This window comes from Treponema sp. (assembly GCF_024696245.1).
Taxonomy (GTDB): Bacteria; Spirochaetota; Spirochaetia; order Treponematales; family Treponemataceae; genus Treponema_D.
In genome coordinates this window covers 1-16,933 of the sequence record NZ_JAILGZ010000101.1, presented here as the reverse complement: position 1 = coordinate 16,933, position 16,933 = coordinate 1, and the positions used below count along the sequence as shown (strand labels likewise).

General features: G+C 36.5%; 15 protein-coding genes and 1 pseudogene. 5 read left to right on the top strand and 11 right to left on the bottom strand.

Going from position 1 to position 16,933, the window contains the following annotated elements; all coding sequences use genetic code 11:
• From K6D58_RS07065 to K6D58_RS07055, 3 genes are all read left to right on the top strand, one after another.
• Positions 1-631: MmcQ/YjbR family DNA-binding protein (locus K6D58_RS07065; protein ID WP_296829021.1), on the top strand; the 631-nt coding region annotated here is incomplete at its 5' end.
• A 66-nt stretch (positions 632-697) separates the two neighbouring features.
• Complete coding sequence (locus K6D58_RS07060; protein ID WP_296829019.1) at positions 698-2,104, top strand: hypothetical protein; 1,407 nt, start codon at positions 698-700, stop codon at positions 2,102-2,104.
• Positions 2,105-2,113: 9 nt separating this feature from the next.
• Positions 2,114-2,296 (top strand): hypothetical protein, encoded by a 183-nt coding sequence (locus K6D58_RS07055; RefSeq protein ID WP_296829017.1) that lies wholly within the window; start codon positions 2,114-2,116, stop codon positions 2,294-2,296.
• Here the strand turns inward: K6D58_RS07055 and K6D58_RS07050 are convergent.
• The 8 genes from K6D58_RS07050 to K6D58_RS07015 all read right to left on the bottom strand — a co-directional run bounded on the left by K6D58_RS07050 (position 2,291) and on the right by K6D58_RS07015 (position 13,622).
• Positions 2,291-3,640: an MATE family efflux transporter gene (locus tag K6D58_RS07050; protein WP_296829015.1), complete on the bottom strand. Its 1,350-nt coding sequence runs from the start codon at positions 3,638-3,640 to the stop codon at positions 2,291-2,293. The two genes, K6D58_RS07055 and K6D58_RS07050, sit on opposite strands and share 6 nt — an antisense overlap.
• Positions 3,641-3,691: 51 nt before the next feature.
• Entirely contained in the window at positions 3,692-5,455 is a 1,764-nt protein-coding gene (asnB, locus tag K6D58_RS07045; RefSeq protein ID WP_296829013.1) for an asparagine synthase B, read from the bottom strand.
• A gap of 160 nt (positions 5,456-5,615) precedes the next feature.
• Entirely contained in the window at positions 5,616-6,914 is a 1,299-nt protein-coding gene (locus K6D58_RS07040; RefSeq protein WP_296829011.1) for a DUF1302 family protein, read from the bottom strand.
• A complete protein-coding gene (locus tag K6D58_RS07035; RefSeq protein WP_296829009.1) occupies positions 6,911-7,714 on the bottom strand; it encodes an outer membrane lipoprotein-sorting protein in 804 nt (267 codons plus the stop codon). The genes K6D58_RS07040 and K6D58_RS07035 overlap by 4 nt, the downstream gene beginning before the upstream one ends.
• A 16-nt stretch (positions 7,715-7,730) precedes the next feature.
• Positions 7,731-10,094, bottom strand: a complete 2,364-nt coding sequence (locus K6D58_RS07030; protein WP_296829007.1) for an efflux RND transporter permease subunit — start codon at positions 10,092-10,094, stop codon at positions 7,731-7,733.
• A gap of 144 nt (positions 10,095-10,238) precedes the next feature.
• The gene (locus K6D58_RS07025; RefSeq protein WP_296829005.1) at positions 10,239-11,786 is read right to left on the bottom strand and encodes a glycoside hydrolase; all 1,548 of its coding nucleotides are present in this window, start codon (positions 11,784-11,786) and stop codon (positions 10,239-10,241) included.
• A gap of 176 nt (positions 11,787-11,962) precedes the next feature.
• Entirely contained in the window at positions 11,963-12,763 is an 801-nt protein-coding gene (locus K6D58_RS07020; RefSeq protein WP_296829003.1) for a carbohydrate-binding domain-containing protein, read from the bottom strand.
• A 22-nt stretch (positions 12,764-12,785) separates the two neighbouring features.
• Positions 12,786-13,622, bottom strand: a complete 837-nt coding sequence (locus K6D58_RS07015; RefSeq protein WP_296829001.1) for a carbohydrate-binding domain-containing protein — start codon at positions 13,620-13,622, stop codon at positions 12,786-12,788.
• Positions 13,623-13,799: 177 nt separating this feature from the next.
• Between K6D58_RS07015 and K6D58_RS07010 the strand changes: the two genes are divergently transcribed.
• Together K6D58_RS07010 and K6D58_RS07005 are read left to right on the top strand one after the other, a co-directional pair.
• Positions 13,800-14,519, top strand: a complete 720-nt coding sequence (locus K6D58_RS07010) for a polyphosphate polymerase domain-containing protein (protein WP_296829000.1) — start codon at positions 13,800-13,802, stop codon at positions 14,517-14,519.
• Between the two features lie 21 nt (positions 14,520-14,540).
• The gene (locus K6D58_RS07005; RefSeq protein ID WP_296828998.1) at positions 14,541-15,215 is read left to right on the top strand and encodes a DUF4956 domain-containing protein; all 675 of its coding nucleotides are present in this window, start codon (positions 14,541-14,543) and stop codon (positions 15,213-15,215) included.
• Positions 15,216-15,410: 195 nt separating this feature from the next.
• Here K6D58_RS07005 and K6D58_RS07000 read toward each other — a convergent pair whose 3' ends face one another.
• The 3 genes and pseudogenes from K6D58_RS07000 to K6D58_RS06990 form a co-directional block, all read right to left on the bottom strand.
• Positions 15,411-15,902, bottom strand: coding sequence for a YbaK/EbsC family protein (locus K6D58_RS07000; protein WP_296828996.1), 492 nt, complete (start codon positions 15,900-15,902; stop codon positions 15,411-15,413).
• 15 nt (positions 15,903-15,917) lie between these two features.
• On the bottom strand, positions 15,918-16,328 hold the full coding sequence (gene arfB, locus K6D58_RS06995) for an alternative ribosome rescue aminoacyl-tRNA hydrolase ArfB (protein ID WP_296828994.1): 411 nt from the start codon (positions 16,326-16,328) through the stop codon (positions 15,918-15,920).
• Between the two features lie 138 nt (positions 16,329-16,466).
• A pseudogene (locus tag K6D58_RS06990) lies at positions 16,467-16,933 on the bottom strand (hypothetical protein); the annotation flags it as partial.

Sequence of the window (16,933 nt, the reverse complement as noted above, 5' to 3'; positions counted from 1 at the left end):
TTCGTATTTAATTAACACTTCAATTCCTCAAAAAGATAAACTTCTTGAATATGGTTTTGTTCAAAAGGATTCATCTTTATTTTTAAAAAAAGATATTGATGATGATTTTTATGCAGAGATTTTAATTAAAGAAAAGGAAATTACTGTAGAAGCAATTGAAAAATCTCTTGGAGAAAAATATGCCCTTCTGAATGTTAAGGGAGTTCACGGAAGTTTTGTTGCCGGCCTTAGGACAAAAATTACTCAGATTATGGAAGACATTCAGCACAAGTGTTTTTATAGTGACGACTTAAGACAGCCTTATGTTGAATGGATGGAAGAAAAGTATAATTGCAAAGGTGATTTTCCCTGGGACTCTGATCCTGATTATGAAGTTTTCAGATGTCCCAATAATAAATGGTTTGCTTTAATAATGAAGATTCCCCTTAACCGTCTGGGTATAAAATCAGACGAAAAAGTAAACGTTGTGAATATAAAGGCTGAACATATTCCGGAACTGATTGATAATAAATCAATATTTCCAGCCTGGCACATGAATAAAAAATACTGGATTACAATTCTTCTTACTTCTGTAACGGATTTTAATAAACTCTGTAAGTTAACAGAAGAAAGCTACACTCTGGTTTCATAAAATAAACTTAAACACTTTACAGCTTTTCTTTTATACATATATACTTAAGTATGTAATGGAGGAAAGATGAAAAAGTTAATTTTGTTTATCAGCATGATTTTTGCATGCAGCAATATGTTTGCCTCAAAGGTAAATCTGATGGAAGGATATACATCCATGCCAATGGATATGGTATCATACGGTGACACTGTATATGAAGCTGTAATGGCAGATAATGCTAATGACAATTCTAAAGATACGCCGATTTATATAAATAAATATTTTAAAAATGAATATCAGACAACTTTACAAATCACTGTTGAAGGCTTAAAGAATTATGATTTTGATGAAAATTTCAGTCATTATAAATACGTAAAACTTTTTGCCCTGGGGCCTGATGAAATTGCCATGACAATTTATTCAGCTTTTAGTGACAATCGTTTTGCATATTTTAGAATTAAAAAAGGTAAAGTAATATCTTATAAATCCTACAGTCTTAAAGAACAGAGAGGCTATGAAACTCAGTATTTTTCATACAATGGTAAGGATAGAATATATGTAGCTTTTAATGGAACTGGAGATAAGCTTTATATTCTTGCTTTAGACCTGGATGGTAAAATAAAGAATTCCGTAACCTTTTATAATAAAAGTAAGGACGAATGTTTGATTGGACTTGCTGCCTGCAAAGAAAATGTTTTCCTTCAAATGGGGTTCAATGCCTATAAACATACTGCAGTTTTAAAATTTTCCAGGGAATTAAAATACACTGGCTTGCTTGGTTTTTCTTATACTGGTAATGACTTAGGAAGAATGTTGATAGAAGAAAATGCAAATCCCAATTATTTAATGCTTTATGCATCAAATAAAAATTTTCAAGACTATTTTGTAAAATATTCACCAGATGGAGATTTTATTTGCGCCTATGAAATTCAAGATAACAAATCAGATGACAGGTTCAATATGAGTTATTGCACTATGAAGGATGACGGTATTCTTGTTTTTGGTCAGAGGGTAAAATATGATCAGATAAGCGATCCTGCATCTTACAAACCAAACTTTGCATACTTTATGAACTGGGAAGGAAAAGTAGTTAACGAAATATTATTTGAAGAAGAAAATAATTTTAAAATCAGTGATTACGAGTTTATCGACGGAAAATATTTCTGTACTGCAGATTATGTTTACAGCGCAGATGGAATCGGACATGTTGCCTATAATTATCTTGTAGATGGACCATTTAAAGAAACTCATTACATGTCATTTAATAAATCCAGCTTTGACCCATTTGCTATTCCACAGAATGAAAGTCATCTAAAATCTTACAATAGTCAGAAAGAATACTGGGAAGAAAACATACTGGTAGAAGAAATAAAAATTGCTGACTGGGACTTTAAGTATCAGGCAAAAATCATGCAGCTGAACTTTAGCCACAGAAAACCAGACTCAAAAGAAGTAACCCGCACCCTGCCTTTATTCCCATTCTCGGAGAGGTAGGAATAATTTTTGTTAATCAAGACATTTTCTATTACTCAAAATATGGAAGCTCAGTCTGGTTATGGTTCTGATAAATACACAGCCGGTGCAACTGAACACGGAGCATTTCTTGCAAAAGGAAGGCTTACAGGACTTCAGTTTGACACCTTCTTTACTGATGACCTTTATTTTAAGCCTGGAAAACTTTTATAAAGCATTTTCCATGTGAACTTTTTTTCTGTTGAACCAGAAATAGTATCCGGTAAGTATGGCTGCTGTTACGCACCAGCTTATCGGGTAGCAGGTAAGAAGAGTGTTAAAATCCTTGTGGTTATTAAATATTGTGTAGACCCAGGTAATTCTTACACCGCATACTCCAAAGAATGAAATTACTGCAGGTGCAAAGGACTGACCGTATCCCCTTAAGGCACCGGAGAAAACTTCAATTAAAACATTCACCAGCTGAAACCATGTAATAAAATAAATTCTTGTCCGGCCGTAAGAAATTACAGCTGGGTCTTCATTAAAGAAATATAAAATTCGTCCTGCAAAGATAATAATTATAAATGAAATTACAATTGTAAAAGCCATGTCCAGGGCAAGGGCTCTTCGTGTTACTTTTTTGCAGCGTTCAATTTGTCCTGCCCCATAATTCTGTCCGATAAAAGTTGAGGCTGCCTGACCAAAAGCATTCACTACAAAGTAGGCAAATATTTCTATGTTAAAAGCTGCAGCAGATGCGGCCATAATGTCTGCTCCAAGTGAATTGATGGAAGACTGAATTATGATATTAGAAAAAGAAAAGAGCATGGACTGAACTCCGGCTGGTATTCCTATTTTAAGAATTTCCTTTAAGACAGGTCCGTCAATTTTAAGACAGCTTTTTTCTATGTGGATGCCATTTTTATTTTTCATAAGAATGACAAACATAATAAGGGAACTTACTACATTTGAAATTACAGTTGCTATGGCTACACCGTCTGCATTTCGTTTTAAGCAAATAGTAAAAAAGAGATTAAGGGCAACATTAAGAAGCCCTGCGATTACAAGACAGTAGAGTGGTGTCTTTGTGTCACCGTATGAACGGAAGATTGCTGATTCAAAATTGTAAAGAAATATGGCAGGCATTCCCATCATGTAGATTCTAAAATAGGAAGTTGCCATAGGAAAAACATTTTCCGGAATAGACATTAACGAAAGAACAGGGACTGCAATTATTTGTCCGATTGCAGCAAATAAGAGTCCTCCTGCAATACTGATGATGACTGCTGTTCCTGTTGCACTGTTTATTTTATTTTGATTTTTAAGACCGATGTATCTTGCAATTACAACATTTACACCAAGGGAGATTCCAAGAAAAAGATTAATAAGAAGTCCGATGACAGGGGTATTGCTTCCTACGGCTGCCATTGCATACTTACTGGAATATCTTCCAACAATCATAACGTCTGCTGCATTAAAAAGCTGCTGGAGAATTCCTGTAAGTGCAAGGGGAATTGCGAATAAAAGTATCTTATCTGATATAGAGCCCGAAAGCATTTCGATTTTCTTTGCCATAATTTTTCTCACTTAAAACATGGCAAAGTATAATCGAAAATGCCTTTAGTTTTAATAGGCTTTGTTATGAACTCCGCTGATTGCTCTTCCGGAAGGTTCATCCATTTTTTTCCATGCAGCATCCCATTCAAGAGCCTTAGCTGTAGAGCATGCAACTCCTGCTTCGTGAGGAACTGCTTTTGCAGCACTGTCACTTGGGAAGAGACGGGAATAGATTTCCCTGTAGTAGTATTCTTCTTTTGTCTTTGGAGGATTTACCGGGAAGCGGTTTTCTCTTCTTGCAAATTCTGCATCAGAGATTTTTTCTTCCGTCATTTTCTTAAGGGTATCAATCCAGTTGTAACCAACACCGTCACTAAACTGTTCCTTCTGTCTCCAGACAATTTCAGGTGGAAGAAGGTCTTCAAAGGCTTTGCGCAAAATCCATTTTTCCATACGCTGTGTTTTTTTAGAAGGATCTTTTTTATCTTCCATAAGAATATTCATTTTGTCACATGGGTTCAGGTTCATGGCTGTGTCTATAAAGTCTTTATCCAGGAAAGGAACTCTACCTTCTACACCCCAGGCCATGAGGGATTTGTTTGCACGGAGACAGTCATAAAGATGAAGCTTGCTCATTTTGCGTACAAGTTCTTCGTGGAATTCTTTTGAATCAGGTGCCTTATGAAAGTAAAGGTAACCGCCAAAAAGTTCATCACTTCCTTCTCCGGAGAGAACCATTTTAATTCCCATGGATTTAATTACACGGGCAAGAAGATACATCGGAGTAGAAGCACGTACTGTTGTAATGTCATAAGTTTCTATGTGATAAATTACATCCGGGAGTGCATCCAGGGCTTCCTGAATTGTAAAGTGAATTTCATGGTGAATAGTTCCGATATAGTCAGCAGCTTTTTGTGCAGCAGCAAGGTCAGGTGAACCTTCAAGTCCTACTGCAAAACTGTGGAGCTGAGGCCACCAGGCATTTTCTTTTGAATCACTTTCAATTCTCTTTTTAGAAAACTTCTGAGTAACGGCAGCAATGATTGAAGAGTCCAGACCACCACTTAAAAGAACACCGTATGGTACGTCTGACATAAGCTGAGCCTTTACTGCATTTTCAAGACCGTTGCGGACTTTTTCTATAACTGCAGGGTTGATGATTTCTCCTTTTTCATCACAGGCCTTTGGATTATTTTTTACATTGTCATATTCCATCCAGCTTCTTTTGTACCAGGCCTTTGGTTTTCCATCAGGGTCGCCTGAGAAAAGGTAGTGTCCGTTTGGAAATTCTTCTATTGTTGTACAGTGGCCTTCAAGGGCTTTAAGTTCACTGGCAACATAGTAACGGCCAGCTTTATCCCATCCCTGATAAAGTGGAATAACTCCAATTTCATCTCTTGCAATCAGGTAAAGATCTTTTTCTGAATCATAAAGGGCAAAGGCAAAAATTCCTGAAAGCTTTTCGATAAAATCAGGTCCATATTTTTTGTAAAGAGGGATGATTACTTCGCAGTCGCTCTTTGTTTTAAAATTATAAATCCCTTCAAATGATTTTCTGATTTCCTGATGATTATAAATTTCTCCGTTGGCTGCAAGAATGATTTTATTATCGTCACTTACAAGAGGTTGTTTTCCAGAAAGAGGGTCTACAATAGAAAGACGTTCATGACTTAAGATTGCATTGTCTCCAGTGTAAACACCGCTCCAGTCCGGACCACGATGCCTGATTTTTTTTGACATTTCAAGAACTTCTTCACGTAACTGTTCTTTTAATCCTTCTTCAATTGGTTTTGACCCTGAACTTAAGTCAAATGCTCCTACAAACCCGCACATATATACCTCCGGAGATCTGAATTTTAAAAATAAAAAAGACGTCCGTCAGGGCATGGTTATCCCTAACAGACGTCTTCGTCAATTTCCACTATATAAAAATTATGAACCTGTGTCAAACATCCTTAACTGCATTCTGTGTATTTATATAGAAGATTTCTGCTTAAAAAGAGTAGCTTGCCTTTAAAGAAAGGCAGCTTAAATCTTCATAATTACCGTACAGGCCGTCTTCATCTGGTCCTGGGATAAAGAAAGAGCTTTCTGCAGAAAGGGTCATTGAATCTGAGAGACTGTAGCTGGCTTGTAAAGAAAGCATGGATGCAAAATCTTTAAGATCAAGAAGTCCGGTAAAAGATAAATCCAGGGTTTCCTGTAAAAAAGATTTTGAAAGATTAAGGCTGGCCTGCTGCTGAATGTCATCCCTTTCTACCTGGTCATTATTATTAAGCAGGGCATCGATATAATACTGGGCAGTTATTGTACAGGCAGAAGGCATCCAGTCAAAACCTGCAAGCGCTTTAATTTGATTCTTTTTTATGTCACTTGTAAAGTAACGGTCTAAAAAGAATGCAGCTTCCATTCTTAATACAAGTTCTTTTACAGGAATTGCAGCATCAGCTCCAAACATGGTCATTCTTTTATAGCTGCCTGTTAAAGTGATGCTTTCCGGCTTACCTGAATCGTCTGTTTTTAGTGAATAATTCATCACAGGTTCACGGTCAAATCCGTAGAAGGCGTATAAAGAAAAATCTCCAAAGGACTGATAAGAACTTAATCTTATGGCGGCTTCACTGTTGTAAAGTGCAGTCTCCGGAAGGTCAAAGTTGTCAGAAGTAATTTCATTTACAGGGAGGGTGTAACTTCCGTAGCTAATGCTTTGGGGAATGACTAAAGCTTTAAGTGGATTTCCATCAGCAAGAGGGAGGGCGCTTGGAGTGAATAAGGGAATCCAGTAAAGGTCTGCTGTAAGGGAATCTGATTTTACTGAAAGTCGGGCAGCATCAATTCCCAGACGGGACTCTGAATAGTTACTGGCAGATAAAGTCCGCTCATCTTTTGGACAGAGAATGTCTGTTACTTCAAGTCCGTCTGCTTTTCCCCATGCTGTAATCTGACGACCTATTCTTATGGCAAAGAGTCCTGCATCATAATCCATCCAGGCTTCCTTAAGCATTAATTCAATTGAAGAATCTCCTGAAACAAAATCAAAGCGGCCTGAAGAGGAGCGGGCATTTATTCCGTCATAGATCAGGCTGCCGTCAATGTAAGCAGAAGTTTCTTCTCCATGAATTTTAAGATTGCCGTTAAGACTTGTGGCGGCATTAAGAATTTTTCCTGCATTGTCATGGGTTTCTGGAGCTCCTGCCCCTGCAGAAATTTTTAATTCTCCGGCAGGGTAGAAGTCCTGTGCAAAAAGAGCTGCAGAAAAAAATGCAGGTATTAATGCACATAATTTTTTCATCGTATGTTTCCTCTTTCTATAGAAGCAACTGTAAACATTTTGTCATCAAGACTTATGTTGTACTGAACGTTTTTCATTTCAAGAAGAGTTGAGTGACCGGTCTTTATATTTTTCATAAACATTTTTCCAGTTGTCCAGATTCCATCAATCTGTTTGATATCGGAACAGGTCATTTCTCTGGCAAGTTGATTCTGCTTGTCATAAAATTCACCCTTAACAGGAAGGTAATTGTCTTTTCTGTACCAGATGATTCTTTTCTGAGTTTTTTCGGATTTATCTTTGGCAACAGCTTCTACTTTGTAACAGTCAAAACCTTCTGCATTTTCTTCTCCAAGAAGAGTAAAGGTATCTTTTGTAAGACCCCTGTCTCCCATATCAGCATAAGTAAAATCTGTTCCCATAAAGTCATCGTCTTTTCCACTTCCGGAAATACGACGTACTTTTTTCATTGCAGGCATGTAAAGCCAGCTGTCTGAATCTTTTTTTTCCTGACCTTCTGAATCAGGGTATTCAAAAGAAAGGTAGGATACTCCAGTGACATCTTTTGGCATTGTAAATACAATTACTGCTTTTTTTACATCACCATAGTCTTTTGCTTTCATAGTGATTTCTCTTGTGCGAACTGCACCCTTTTTATTTGTAAGGGTCATGGTTGCTGTATAAGAAGATGTAGTTCCTTCATTAACTTCATCAGCTCTTTTTGCAATTTCATATCCTGTCAGTTCTTCAGCAGTAGAAACACTGGCTGCAAGTATAAGTGATGCACATGTTATAAAACGTGAAATACGTGTAAGTTTCATAAAAGCCTCCTTAGCTTTATTTATTTTTTTCTTTTCCAAATGGTTTGGTTAAAACAATAAGTACCGGGGTAAGGGTGTAGTCTGCAACAAGGGCAACTGTAAGTCCGATTATTGCAAGAAGTCCGATTCTGTAAAGACAGTTGAGTGGAGAGAACATATACATAAAGAACATGGCACAGAGAATAAAAGTAGTCATTCCCATTGTCTTTCCGATTTCCCTGAATGAAGCAATTACTGCATCTTTGTAGCTGCCGGTAATTTCAAGGTGATACTTAATGTGATTAATCAGGTGTATTGTATCGTCTACAGCAATTCCAAGAATCATAGGCATGATTGTCATGGTAAGCATATCCAGGGAGAAGCCGCGGTAACCCATATAACCGCCAACAACAATTACAGGTGCAAGGTTTGGAATCATTCCGATAAGACCTGTCTTAATGCTTGCAAAGGCAAGAATTAAAAGTATTGCAATTATTATGAATGACATGGAGAAGGACTTGAGTTCTGCTGATACCAGTTTGTGATTCATTTCTGCATATTCAACAACTTCACCTACAATAGAAATTTTTGCATCAGGGAAAAGTTCTGCTGCATATTCTTTAGATCTGTTTATATCATCAACAATAAGATTTGCATCGTAACCCGAAAGGTCAACATGAAGGTGAGTTATACCAAAGTTATCACTTTCTGTTTCAAACCAGTCTTCAAAACTATCGCAATAAAAAATAAGGTTCTGGGCAATAACTGCATCGTCTTCCGGCAGTACATAGTATTCCTGCTGATCTCCGTTAAACATACGGTTGATTTCTTTCATCATTGGACAGGCAGATTTTACCCTGGCTTTATCTCCGGAAATTTTTGTAAGGCTTAAAGATCCAAGTTTATTTTCCATGACCTCAAGCTTTGACATGTTTTCTGCAGTTTTAAAGTAATCAGGATCATCAGTCTGAATCATTACGTCATAACTGTAGAGACTGCCAAGCTTACCGTCCAGCATATCAAGAAGTCTTGCAACGTAAGGAACTTTCTTTCCCATCATTTCTGTATAGTCCATGTTAACGGTAATTCTTAAAATTCCAGGAATCATTGCAAGTATTACAAGAAGAGAAAGGATAGAAACAACAATTCTTTTATTTATTACTTTTTCACCAAAGGCCGCAAAAATACAGTCAGCTTTTGTTGCACCTTTTTTTGTATTTCCATCAGCAGCATTTTCTATAACGGCTTTATCTTTTCCAAAGCTCATCAGGATTGGAATCAGAACAATTACATAAAGATAAACAGAGAATACGATGGAAGCAGAAGTTCCACCAACCCAGCGGATAGGACCGATTCCTGCAAAGAGGAAAGATATAAGTGAAGCAATAGTTGTGATGACAGTAAATAAAATCGGCCAGCCTGTTTCTTCTACAGCTTTAATTACAGATTCCTTTCTGTCACCGCAGCGCCTGAAGTGCATCCTGAAGGAGTTTACATAGTGAACTGAATATCCAACTGAAAGAGCCATTCCTAAAAGTATTGGAAGGGTAATCATGTTTGAGTCAGCTTCAAAATGTAAGTGAGCACTTAAACCTAAAACAGAACCAATACCTGAGACAGTAGCAATAAGAGGAACGATTACACCTCTAAGAGAACGAACAAAAATTATGAGACATAAGAGCATTACAATGAAACCGCTTAAAACTCTTATGAAATATTCCTTTGCACAAATATCATTTTCTTCCATTTCGCTGTAGGACATTCCCGCAGGTTTAAGAGAGTAGCGTCCCTGAGATTTTTTTTCTTCTTCAAGAATTATTTTTTGAGCGTAACGGGCAATTCCTTCTGTTGCAAAGGAAACTCCACCAGGATAATTTTCCAGTGAAAGAATTATATAAGTTTCTTTAGCATCATCAGAAACAATATTGTTTACTAGAGATTCCCTTGAGAGAATGAATTTTTTTATTGAATCCAGTTCTTCAGTATTATCAGGAATCCCATCTTCAAAAGGACTTTTTATTTCAATAGTGTCTTCGTCACCAACAGGAATTTCTGCTGTGATAATAGAAGTTGCTTCATCAGAATAAGGAACTCCTTCTTCCAGCCTTGTACCTAAACGCTGGATTGCTTCAAGAACAAAGGGGTCAAAGACATCATCTGCTTCAACCATGACTAAAATATAGTCATCACTTCCAAAGACTTCCTTAAAGCGATCTGTGTCTATTTTTACCTGCTCCCAGTCTTCAAACCAGTCCTCTTCGTTTCCTGACATTTTAAGTTTAGGGAGTCCTGCAATGGACACAAGTGTATAAATAAGAATGGCAGCAAGAATCAGCCACTTGTACTTTAGCTGAATCTGCCCTGCTTTTTTAAAAAAAGAATTGATTTTTGTAATTCTCATAAAACCGCTTCCTTAATATAATTTATTTGTTAGCCTTAACTAACTAATTTAATATTACGTAACGGTGTTATGAATGTCAATAATAAAAACCGCAGACTGATATCCGGACTTTTTACAAATATCAGCTGCGGTTTTATTAATAAATTATTTTACGTTATCAATAATAAATGTTGTTACAGAATTTGGAAGAAGCTTAACGTTAAGAATTTTTCCATCAAGATTTACAGGATCAAGTTCCTTAATGTTTTCTCCATCAGCCATGCTTCCGCTTGTTCTGATTACACGGGCTGTGCTTCCTGTTTTCTTGAATGAAGAAAGATCGATCTTAACTTCTTTTTCTGTTTTTTTATCGTTAACAGCTACAACAACAACCTGCTTCTTATTCTTGTCGTATGCAGAAACTGAGAAGTCTGCTGATTCAAGAATTGTGCATCCCGGACGAATGAATTTTGAGAACTGAGCGCATGCAAAATATTTTTTAGTAAGAATGATTTCTTCATTATCATGGTCAGTTACTACAAGACCCCAGTAACCCCAGCGTGGATGATTAAGGTCAATCATTTCGTGGCGGTCTTCATTTCCGTTCATACCAACTGCAGAAATATGGTTGTCGATTGCCTGCCACATAATCCAGGTTGAAGGAAGAAGTCCGTTCATATCTACAACGATTCTGTTTGCAAAAGAAAGGGCTGGTCCCATTTCTCCTGCATCTTCTCCGGCACGGTCACCACCGTCTACTTCACTCATCCAGAGACCTTTTTTATTTGCAACAGCAAGTTCCCTTAATTCCTTGCGGCCTACACCTTCATAAGTGTGAACGTCGATTCTCTTAAGAACTTTTTTTGCTTCATCACTAAGCTGGGTGAATGCATAAGTCTGTGTATCAATACTTGTTTCATCAGTTCCGCAGAGAACTACTTTTGAGAGACCGTGGCGTTTAAGTGCCTTACTCATTTCTACAAGCATGCGGCTCTGGCTTTCTCCAATATCAAAGTGACAGCCTTCCTGCTTCCATGAATTTGCACCCCAGTAATTTGTAGCAGGTTCATTCATAGGATCACAGCTCTGGAAAGTAACACCCCATTCTTTCTTGTAGTGTTCCATTACAGTTGCCATGTATTCAGCAAAGTTTGTGTACTGGTCATCGCGAAGGTTGTTGTCTTCTGCATGAACGTTTCCGGATGAACAACCAGAGTAAGTCATAAAGTATGGAGCTGAATTAGAGAAAGCTTCTACAATTACATCATCTCCACCAGCTTTAAGGGCACGAAGAAGAACGTTGCGCTGATTATGGTCTGCAGTCCAGTCGTAGGTTAAAGTTCCGTCTTCATTAAGGCTTGCATAACCAGGCATGTTGGAATCTGTACGTGTAATATGATGATGAGCAGGGTCATCGCCGCCACCAATATTGTAACGGATTACATTAAATCCAAGACTGTTTCCTTCGTTGCTGTAAAGAAGGTCAGCTGCTTTCTGAGAAAGTACATCTGAATAACCGATTCTGTTTGCCCACCAGCAGAAACTTGTTCCCCATCCTTCAAAGGAACCGAATGGTGATGCATTCTTTTTATCAACTACAATTACACCTGAGTTATCCTTACCTGCATCAGATGAATCTGCATTTTCTGAAAATCCGTAAGCTGCAAGAATGGCTGTTAATGCCGATGCTGCAATAATTGTTTTAGCTTTCATTTTTCCTCCAAAAAAAGTTACCTTTATATTGAAAAGGTTTTCATCTTTAAGATTATCAGTGATGCTTTTAGTTGTCAATTTTAAAAATAAAGGGCAGGGGTGAATAAAAAAAGGCGGCCGTTTAAAGACGACCACCTTATATATAGAAGAATTATTATTAAATTTTACACTCAATATTATTTTTCAGTTATTTTTGCACCTGAAGCTTTGTAAGCGTTTTTATCGGTGTCGTAAAGGGTTCCGTTTTTACTAGTCTTGAATACACCTCCTGAAAGCCTGATTCCGTGAGGAGAAGAAGGATCGTCTTCTTTTGTATCAGTCTTAAAGACAGTGGAATTACCGCTGATTTCAAAATTACCTGAATCAATAAAAATTGTTTCATCTGCCTTAATTGCATTTTTTGCGTTACTTAAATATGCAGTAAAGGTTTTTCCTTTTTCTACGGTAAAGGTTTTGCAGTTTATGCAGGATCCTTTTTTTGTTCCTTCAAAATAAAACTTACCTGTACCTTTAATTTTTACATCATCAGCTTTTACACCGTGATAAGTTTTTCCCTGGATGTAAAGAGTTCCCTTTCCTCCAATCTCAAGATTTTTTTTGCAGTGAAGGGCTGCATTTTTATTTGCAGAAGTACCGGAAGAAATAATGTAGTTAACTGAATCTTCCTTTGCAGATATTTCTGTCTTGGCTTCTCCATAAATTGCAGGCTGGCCATCTGTGTTTTCAATGTAGGCATTGTTAAGCTTGAGAATTGTATTCTTGGTTTTGTTTACAATCTGTCCGTTAAAATAGCCTGTGATTTCATATTGAACAGCTTCTTTTTTTGGAGCAATGGTAATCACATTCTTTTCTATTGTAACACTGTTGTCTTGTGGTGAAATTTTAAATTCACCATAGTACTTTGGATCCTGGGCAGAAAGCTGAAAAGCAGAAAGAAGAAGAAGGGCTGCCGAAAGAAGTTTAGATATTCTTTTCATAAAGTTCTCCTGTTAATAAAAATTATTTTTCTTCTATAATCTTGGCACCAGAAACAACCCAGCTGTCATCTTCTGTTGAGTAAAGGGAAGTATTGTTAAAGGTGTGAAAGAGTCCCCCGGAAAGATTTATGTAGTGAACCTGATGAGGAGAATCTTCTGAATCATCTGTTTTTAAGGCAGTACCATTGTCATAAAAATAGAAGTTACCTGATGCAATGGAAATGTTGTCATCTGCCTTAATTCCGTTTTTAGAATTTAAGAGATAGCAGGTGAATGTTTTTTCTTCTTCAACAGTTAAGGTTGTACAGTTAAGGGCTGAACCTTTTAAGGTACCTTCTATATAAAAGGTACCTGAACCCTTAATCTTTGTTTCTTCTGCTTCTATTCCGTGACAGATTTTTCCGGAAACGTAAAGGGTTCCACCGCCACCAATTACAAGATTTCTTTTACCTTCAAGAGCAGCATTTCTTGAGTAACCCTTTCCCCAGGAAACAATGTAGTTAGTTGAATCTTTAGCAGCAGAAACTTCGCATTTTACATCACAGCTTAAAGCCGGCTCTCCATGAGAGTTTTCCAGAAAAGCGTTCTTGAGTTTTATTACAGTATTTTTTGTAGTGCAGGAAATGGTTCCATTGAAATAACCAGAGAGGGTGTAAGTTACATCTTCTGCTTCAGGAGCAATTACGATTGTATCTTTTCCGACTCTGACAGAATCATTCATAGGTTCGATTGTAAGTGAACTTCCATAGGCATCTCTTGCTGAATCATAATCAATGGAATATTTAACAGGTTTTTTCTGAATACAGGATGTTAATAAACAAGCTGTTATAACTGAAAAAAGTATTATTGATTTCTTCATAGTTTCTCCTTAGGAATAAAAAAATCTAATTAAATTATAGTTCGGCAATTATTTAAAACAATAAAGACTATTTAAGAATTCAAAAAAAATTTCTCAAAAGAGATAAATTATTTTAATTTTTTAAGAATTGTAAATTCTTTTGCATTATACTTGCCTTTAGAAGGAGGTTAACTGCTGATGGCAATCGAAGTTTTCAACCGGCGTGAAGTAAAATACATGCTCAGTGATGAAGATAAGAATGCTTTGCTTTCGATTATTGGCCAATACATGGACAGCGATCCGTTTAACAAAGGCGGAAAGACTTATTCTATTTGTAACCTTTATCTTGATACAGAAGCAGATGAGTTAATACGCAGATCTCTGGAAAAGCCGGTATTTAAAGAAAAAATACGGCTTAGAAGTTATGGAACAGTAGCTTTAACTGACAAGGTTTATCTTGAAAGCAAAAAGAAGTTTGATCATGTTGTAAATAAAAGACGGACTGCCTTTATTCTTTCTGATGTTTACAAATATTTTGAAGAAGGAATAATTCCGGAAAACCCTGAAATAAAAATGAACAGGCAGGTTATGAAAGAAATTGATTACATCATGCATTTTTATAACCTTAAGCCAAAGGTTTTTATTTCTTATGATCGACTTGCATTCTTTGAAAAAAACAATTCTGACTTTCGCCTGACGATAGACAGAAATATTCAGACAAGGAGAACAGATTTACGTCTTGATTCCCCGGCTTATGGAACACAGCTTTTACCGGAAGGTAAGTGGCTTATGGAAGCAAAAGCTTTTAAGGCCTTTCCATTGTGGTTTGTAAAGTTCTTGTCATCAAGAAAGATTTACAGTTCATCATTTTCAAAATACGGTACGGAATATAAAAATTACGTACTGTCAAAAAAATAAATTTATATTCAGGAGATTAGTATGAAAGAAATTCTTATGGGATTTGTAATTAGAGCTGAAGATGTAAATATCTTCTTCAATATGATTCTTGGTCTTGTTACAGGTTTTATTATTGCCTGCGGTTATTTTTTAGCTAATCACAAAAGAAAGTTTTCTAAAAACTTTGTAATCACTGTTTTCTTCCTTCCTGTAATTATGGCAGTAATAATTCCATTTATTGCCAGTGACCTTAAAAAGACCCTGGCCCTTGCCGGTGTATTTGCTCTTTGCCGTTTCCGCAGTATTCCTGGTGATTCAAAGGATATTCTTTACGTATTCTTTGCAATTTCTTCCGGACTTATCGTTGGTCTTAACAGCTACTTTATCGGTTTCTCACTTGTTATCTGTGTTACAGTTCTTTACGTTCTTATTTCACGCCTCTGGAATGATGAATCAAAACAGATTCTTAAGATTACAATTCCGGAAGACATGAACTACAAGGATGTCTTTAACGATATTTTTGCAAAGTATGTAGTTAAGTACGATGTTAAAAATGTTAAGACATCAAACATGGGAACCCTTATTACAATCTCTTACTGGTTCCAGCCAAAGAAAGACATTGATACAAAAGCCTTTATCGATGAATTAAGAACACGCAACGGAAACCTGAACATCATCATCGAAAATCCGGAAGACATGATGGTCCCTGTTCTGTAAATAAAACTTTTTTGATCTGATACCGGTAGTTGTTTATTCAGCTGCCGGTATTTTTTTTTATTTTTAAATGCAGGAGCGGCATAGAGTGTCGGAGTGTTTGTAAATTTTTACAAACCTGCAGATTTATGTGATTAGAAATCCCTTTTTATCAGTTATAGTCGCCAAATTCGGAATGAATTATCCATCATCTTTAGCTTAATTTTCTTCTTCTTTATACACATTCCCTAAAATCCAGCTGTGGCCGTATTTTTCTGCAAAGCGGCAGAGGTCAGAGAATTCCAGGCTGATGCTGGCAGTGTTTCTTAAAGGGTGAATGATGACTTTCTGTCCTGTAAAGTTTTCATCAAAAAAAAGCTTAACCCTGCATTCACTATCAGCTTTAATGCAGAGAGGAGACACGGAACCTGGAGTGATGTCCAGATATTTTTTTAGTTCATCCGGATTACAAAAACTTAAGCGGCTGTAGCCAAAAAGGGCAGCTATTTTTTTTAAGTCAGCCCGCTTGTGCAGGTTCATGGAAACAAGACCGTAATTATTGTTTTTATCCTTTACAAAAAGATTTTTTACATCAATACCAGGCAGATTAATAACAACATCCTCCGCATCCTTTTCAGAAAAAATTGCCTTGTGCTCCTGAATCTCAAAGGGAATATTTAAATCAGTAAGGGTTTGTAAAATTTCTTCCATATAAGTGCTGCTCCTTTACCAGATTTTGCTTCTGCTCTTTTTTATTTCGCTTCTGATTTTTTTAAGCTTGAGCTTTCTTTCTTTACTGGCGCGGGTAGGTTTTGTCTTTATTCTTTTTTTAGGAATAACCAGAGCCTGAAGAATTTTTGACTCAAGTCTTGAAAGTGCAATCTCTCTGTTCCTTTCCTGATAACGTTCATCATCTACATCTAAAAAAAGACAGCCCTCTTTATTTATATTTGCAGTGAGTTTAATTTTAAGACGCTTTAATTCAACTTCAGAAAGACCGGCCAGACAGGTAAGGGGCAGGGTAAGGTGAACTTTTGTATTCACCTTGTTTACGTTCTGTCCTCCATTCCCACCACTGCGGGCAAAGGTCATCTGGCAATTATTTACGATTGACTGATGCAGCTCTTTTTTGTTCATGGCCTTATTGTAATGCTTTAAGCCCGGGACTTCTATTGGGGGGGAAAGTGCCCCATTTAGTTTGATTTTATAAGGATGAAAATATATTCTATTGGGAAGTCGTTAACAGAATATCTTCTTGATATTATTTATAAATTATTACAGAGACTTAAAGTATTCAAATAAGAAAAGTGGAAATGCATTTAATATACTAACTTCGTTATTTGGAAGAACATATTTTTCTAATTCTGCTTTATAGATTTTATCCTGACTTACAGCTTCTTTATTTTTGGGTAAATCATAATTGTCAGAACAGATATAATTTGCCTTTTTGATATTTTGCTCTCTTAAATAAGTCCAGTTTTCTTTTACAAATCTCTCCCGCTCTTTTGTGACAGGCCTCAATTCCTTTGTTTTTCTATCGATTGTGAACTGAAGAAAATCTGTGCTTTTATAAAAAGTAAATGTTTTAGTTACATAATCCTTAAAATTAGAACAATCATCTCTAGAAACTTTATAATCATAAAAATGCTCATCTGGAAGTTTCTGTGTACATTTAATAGATTCAATCATTGGATAACTTATATAGAGTTTTCCATTGATTGTTTCATCTGAGAAAAAGTCTA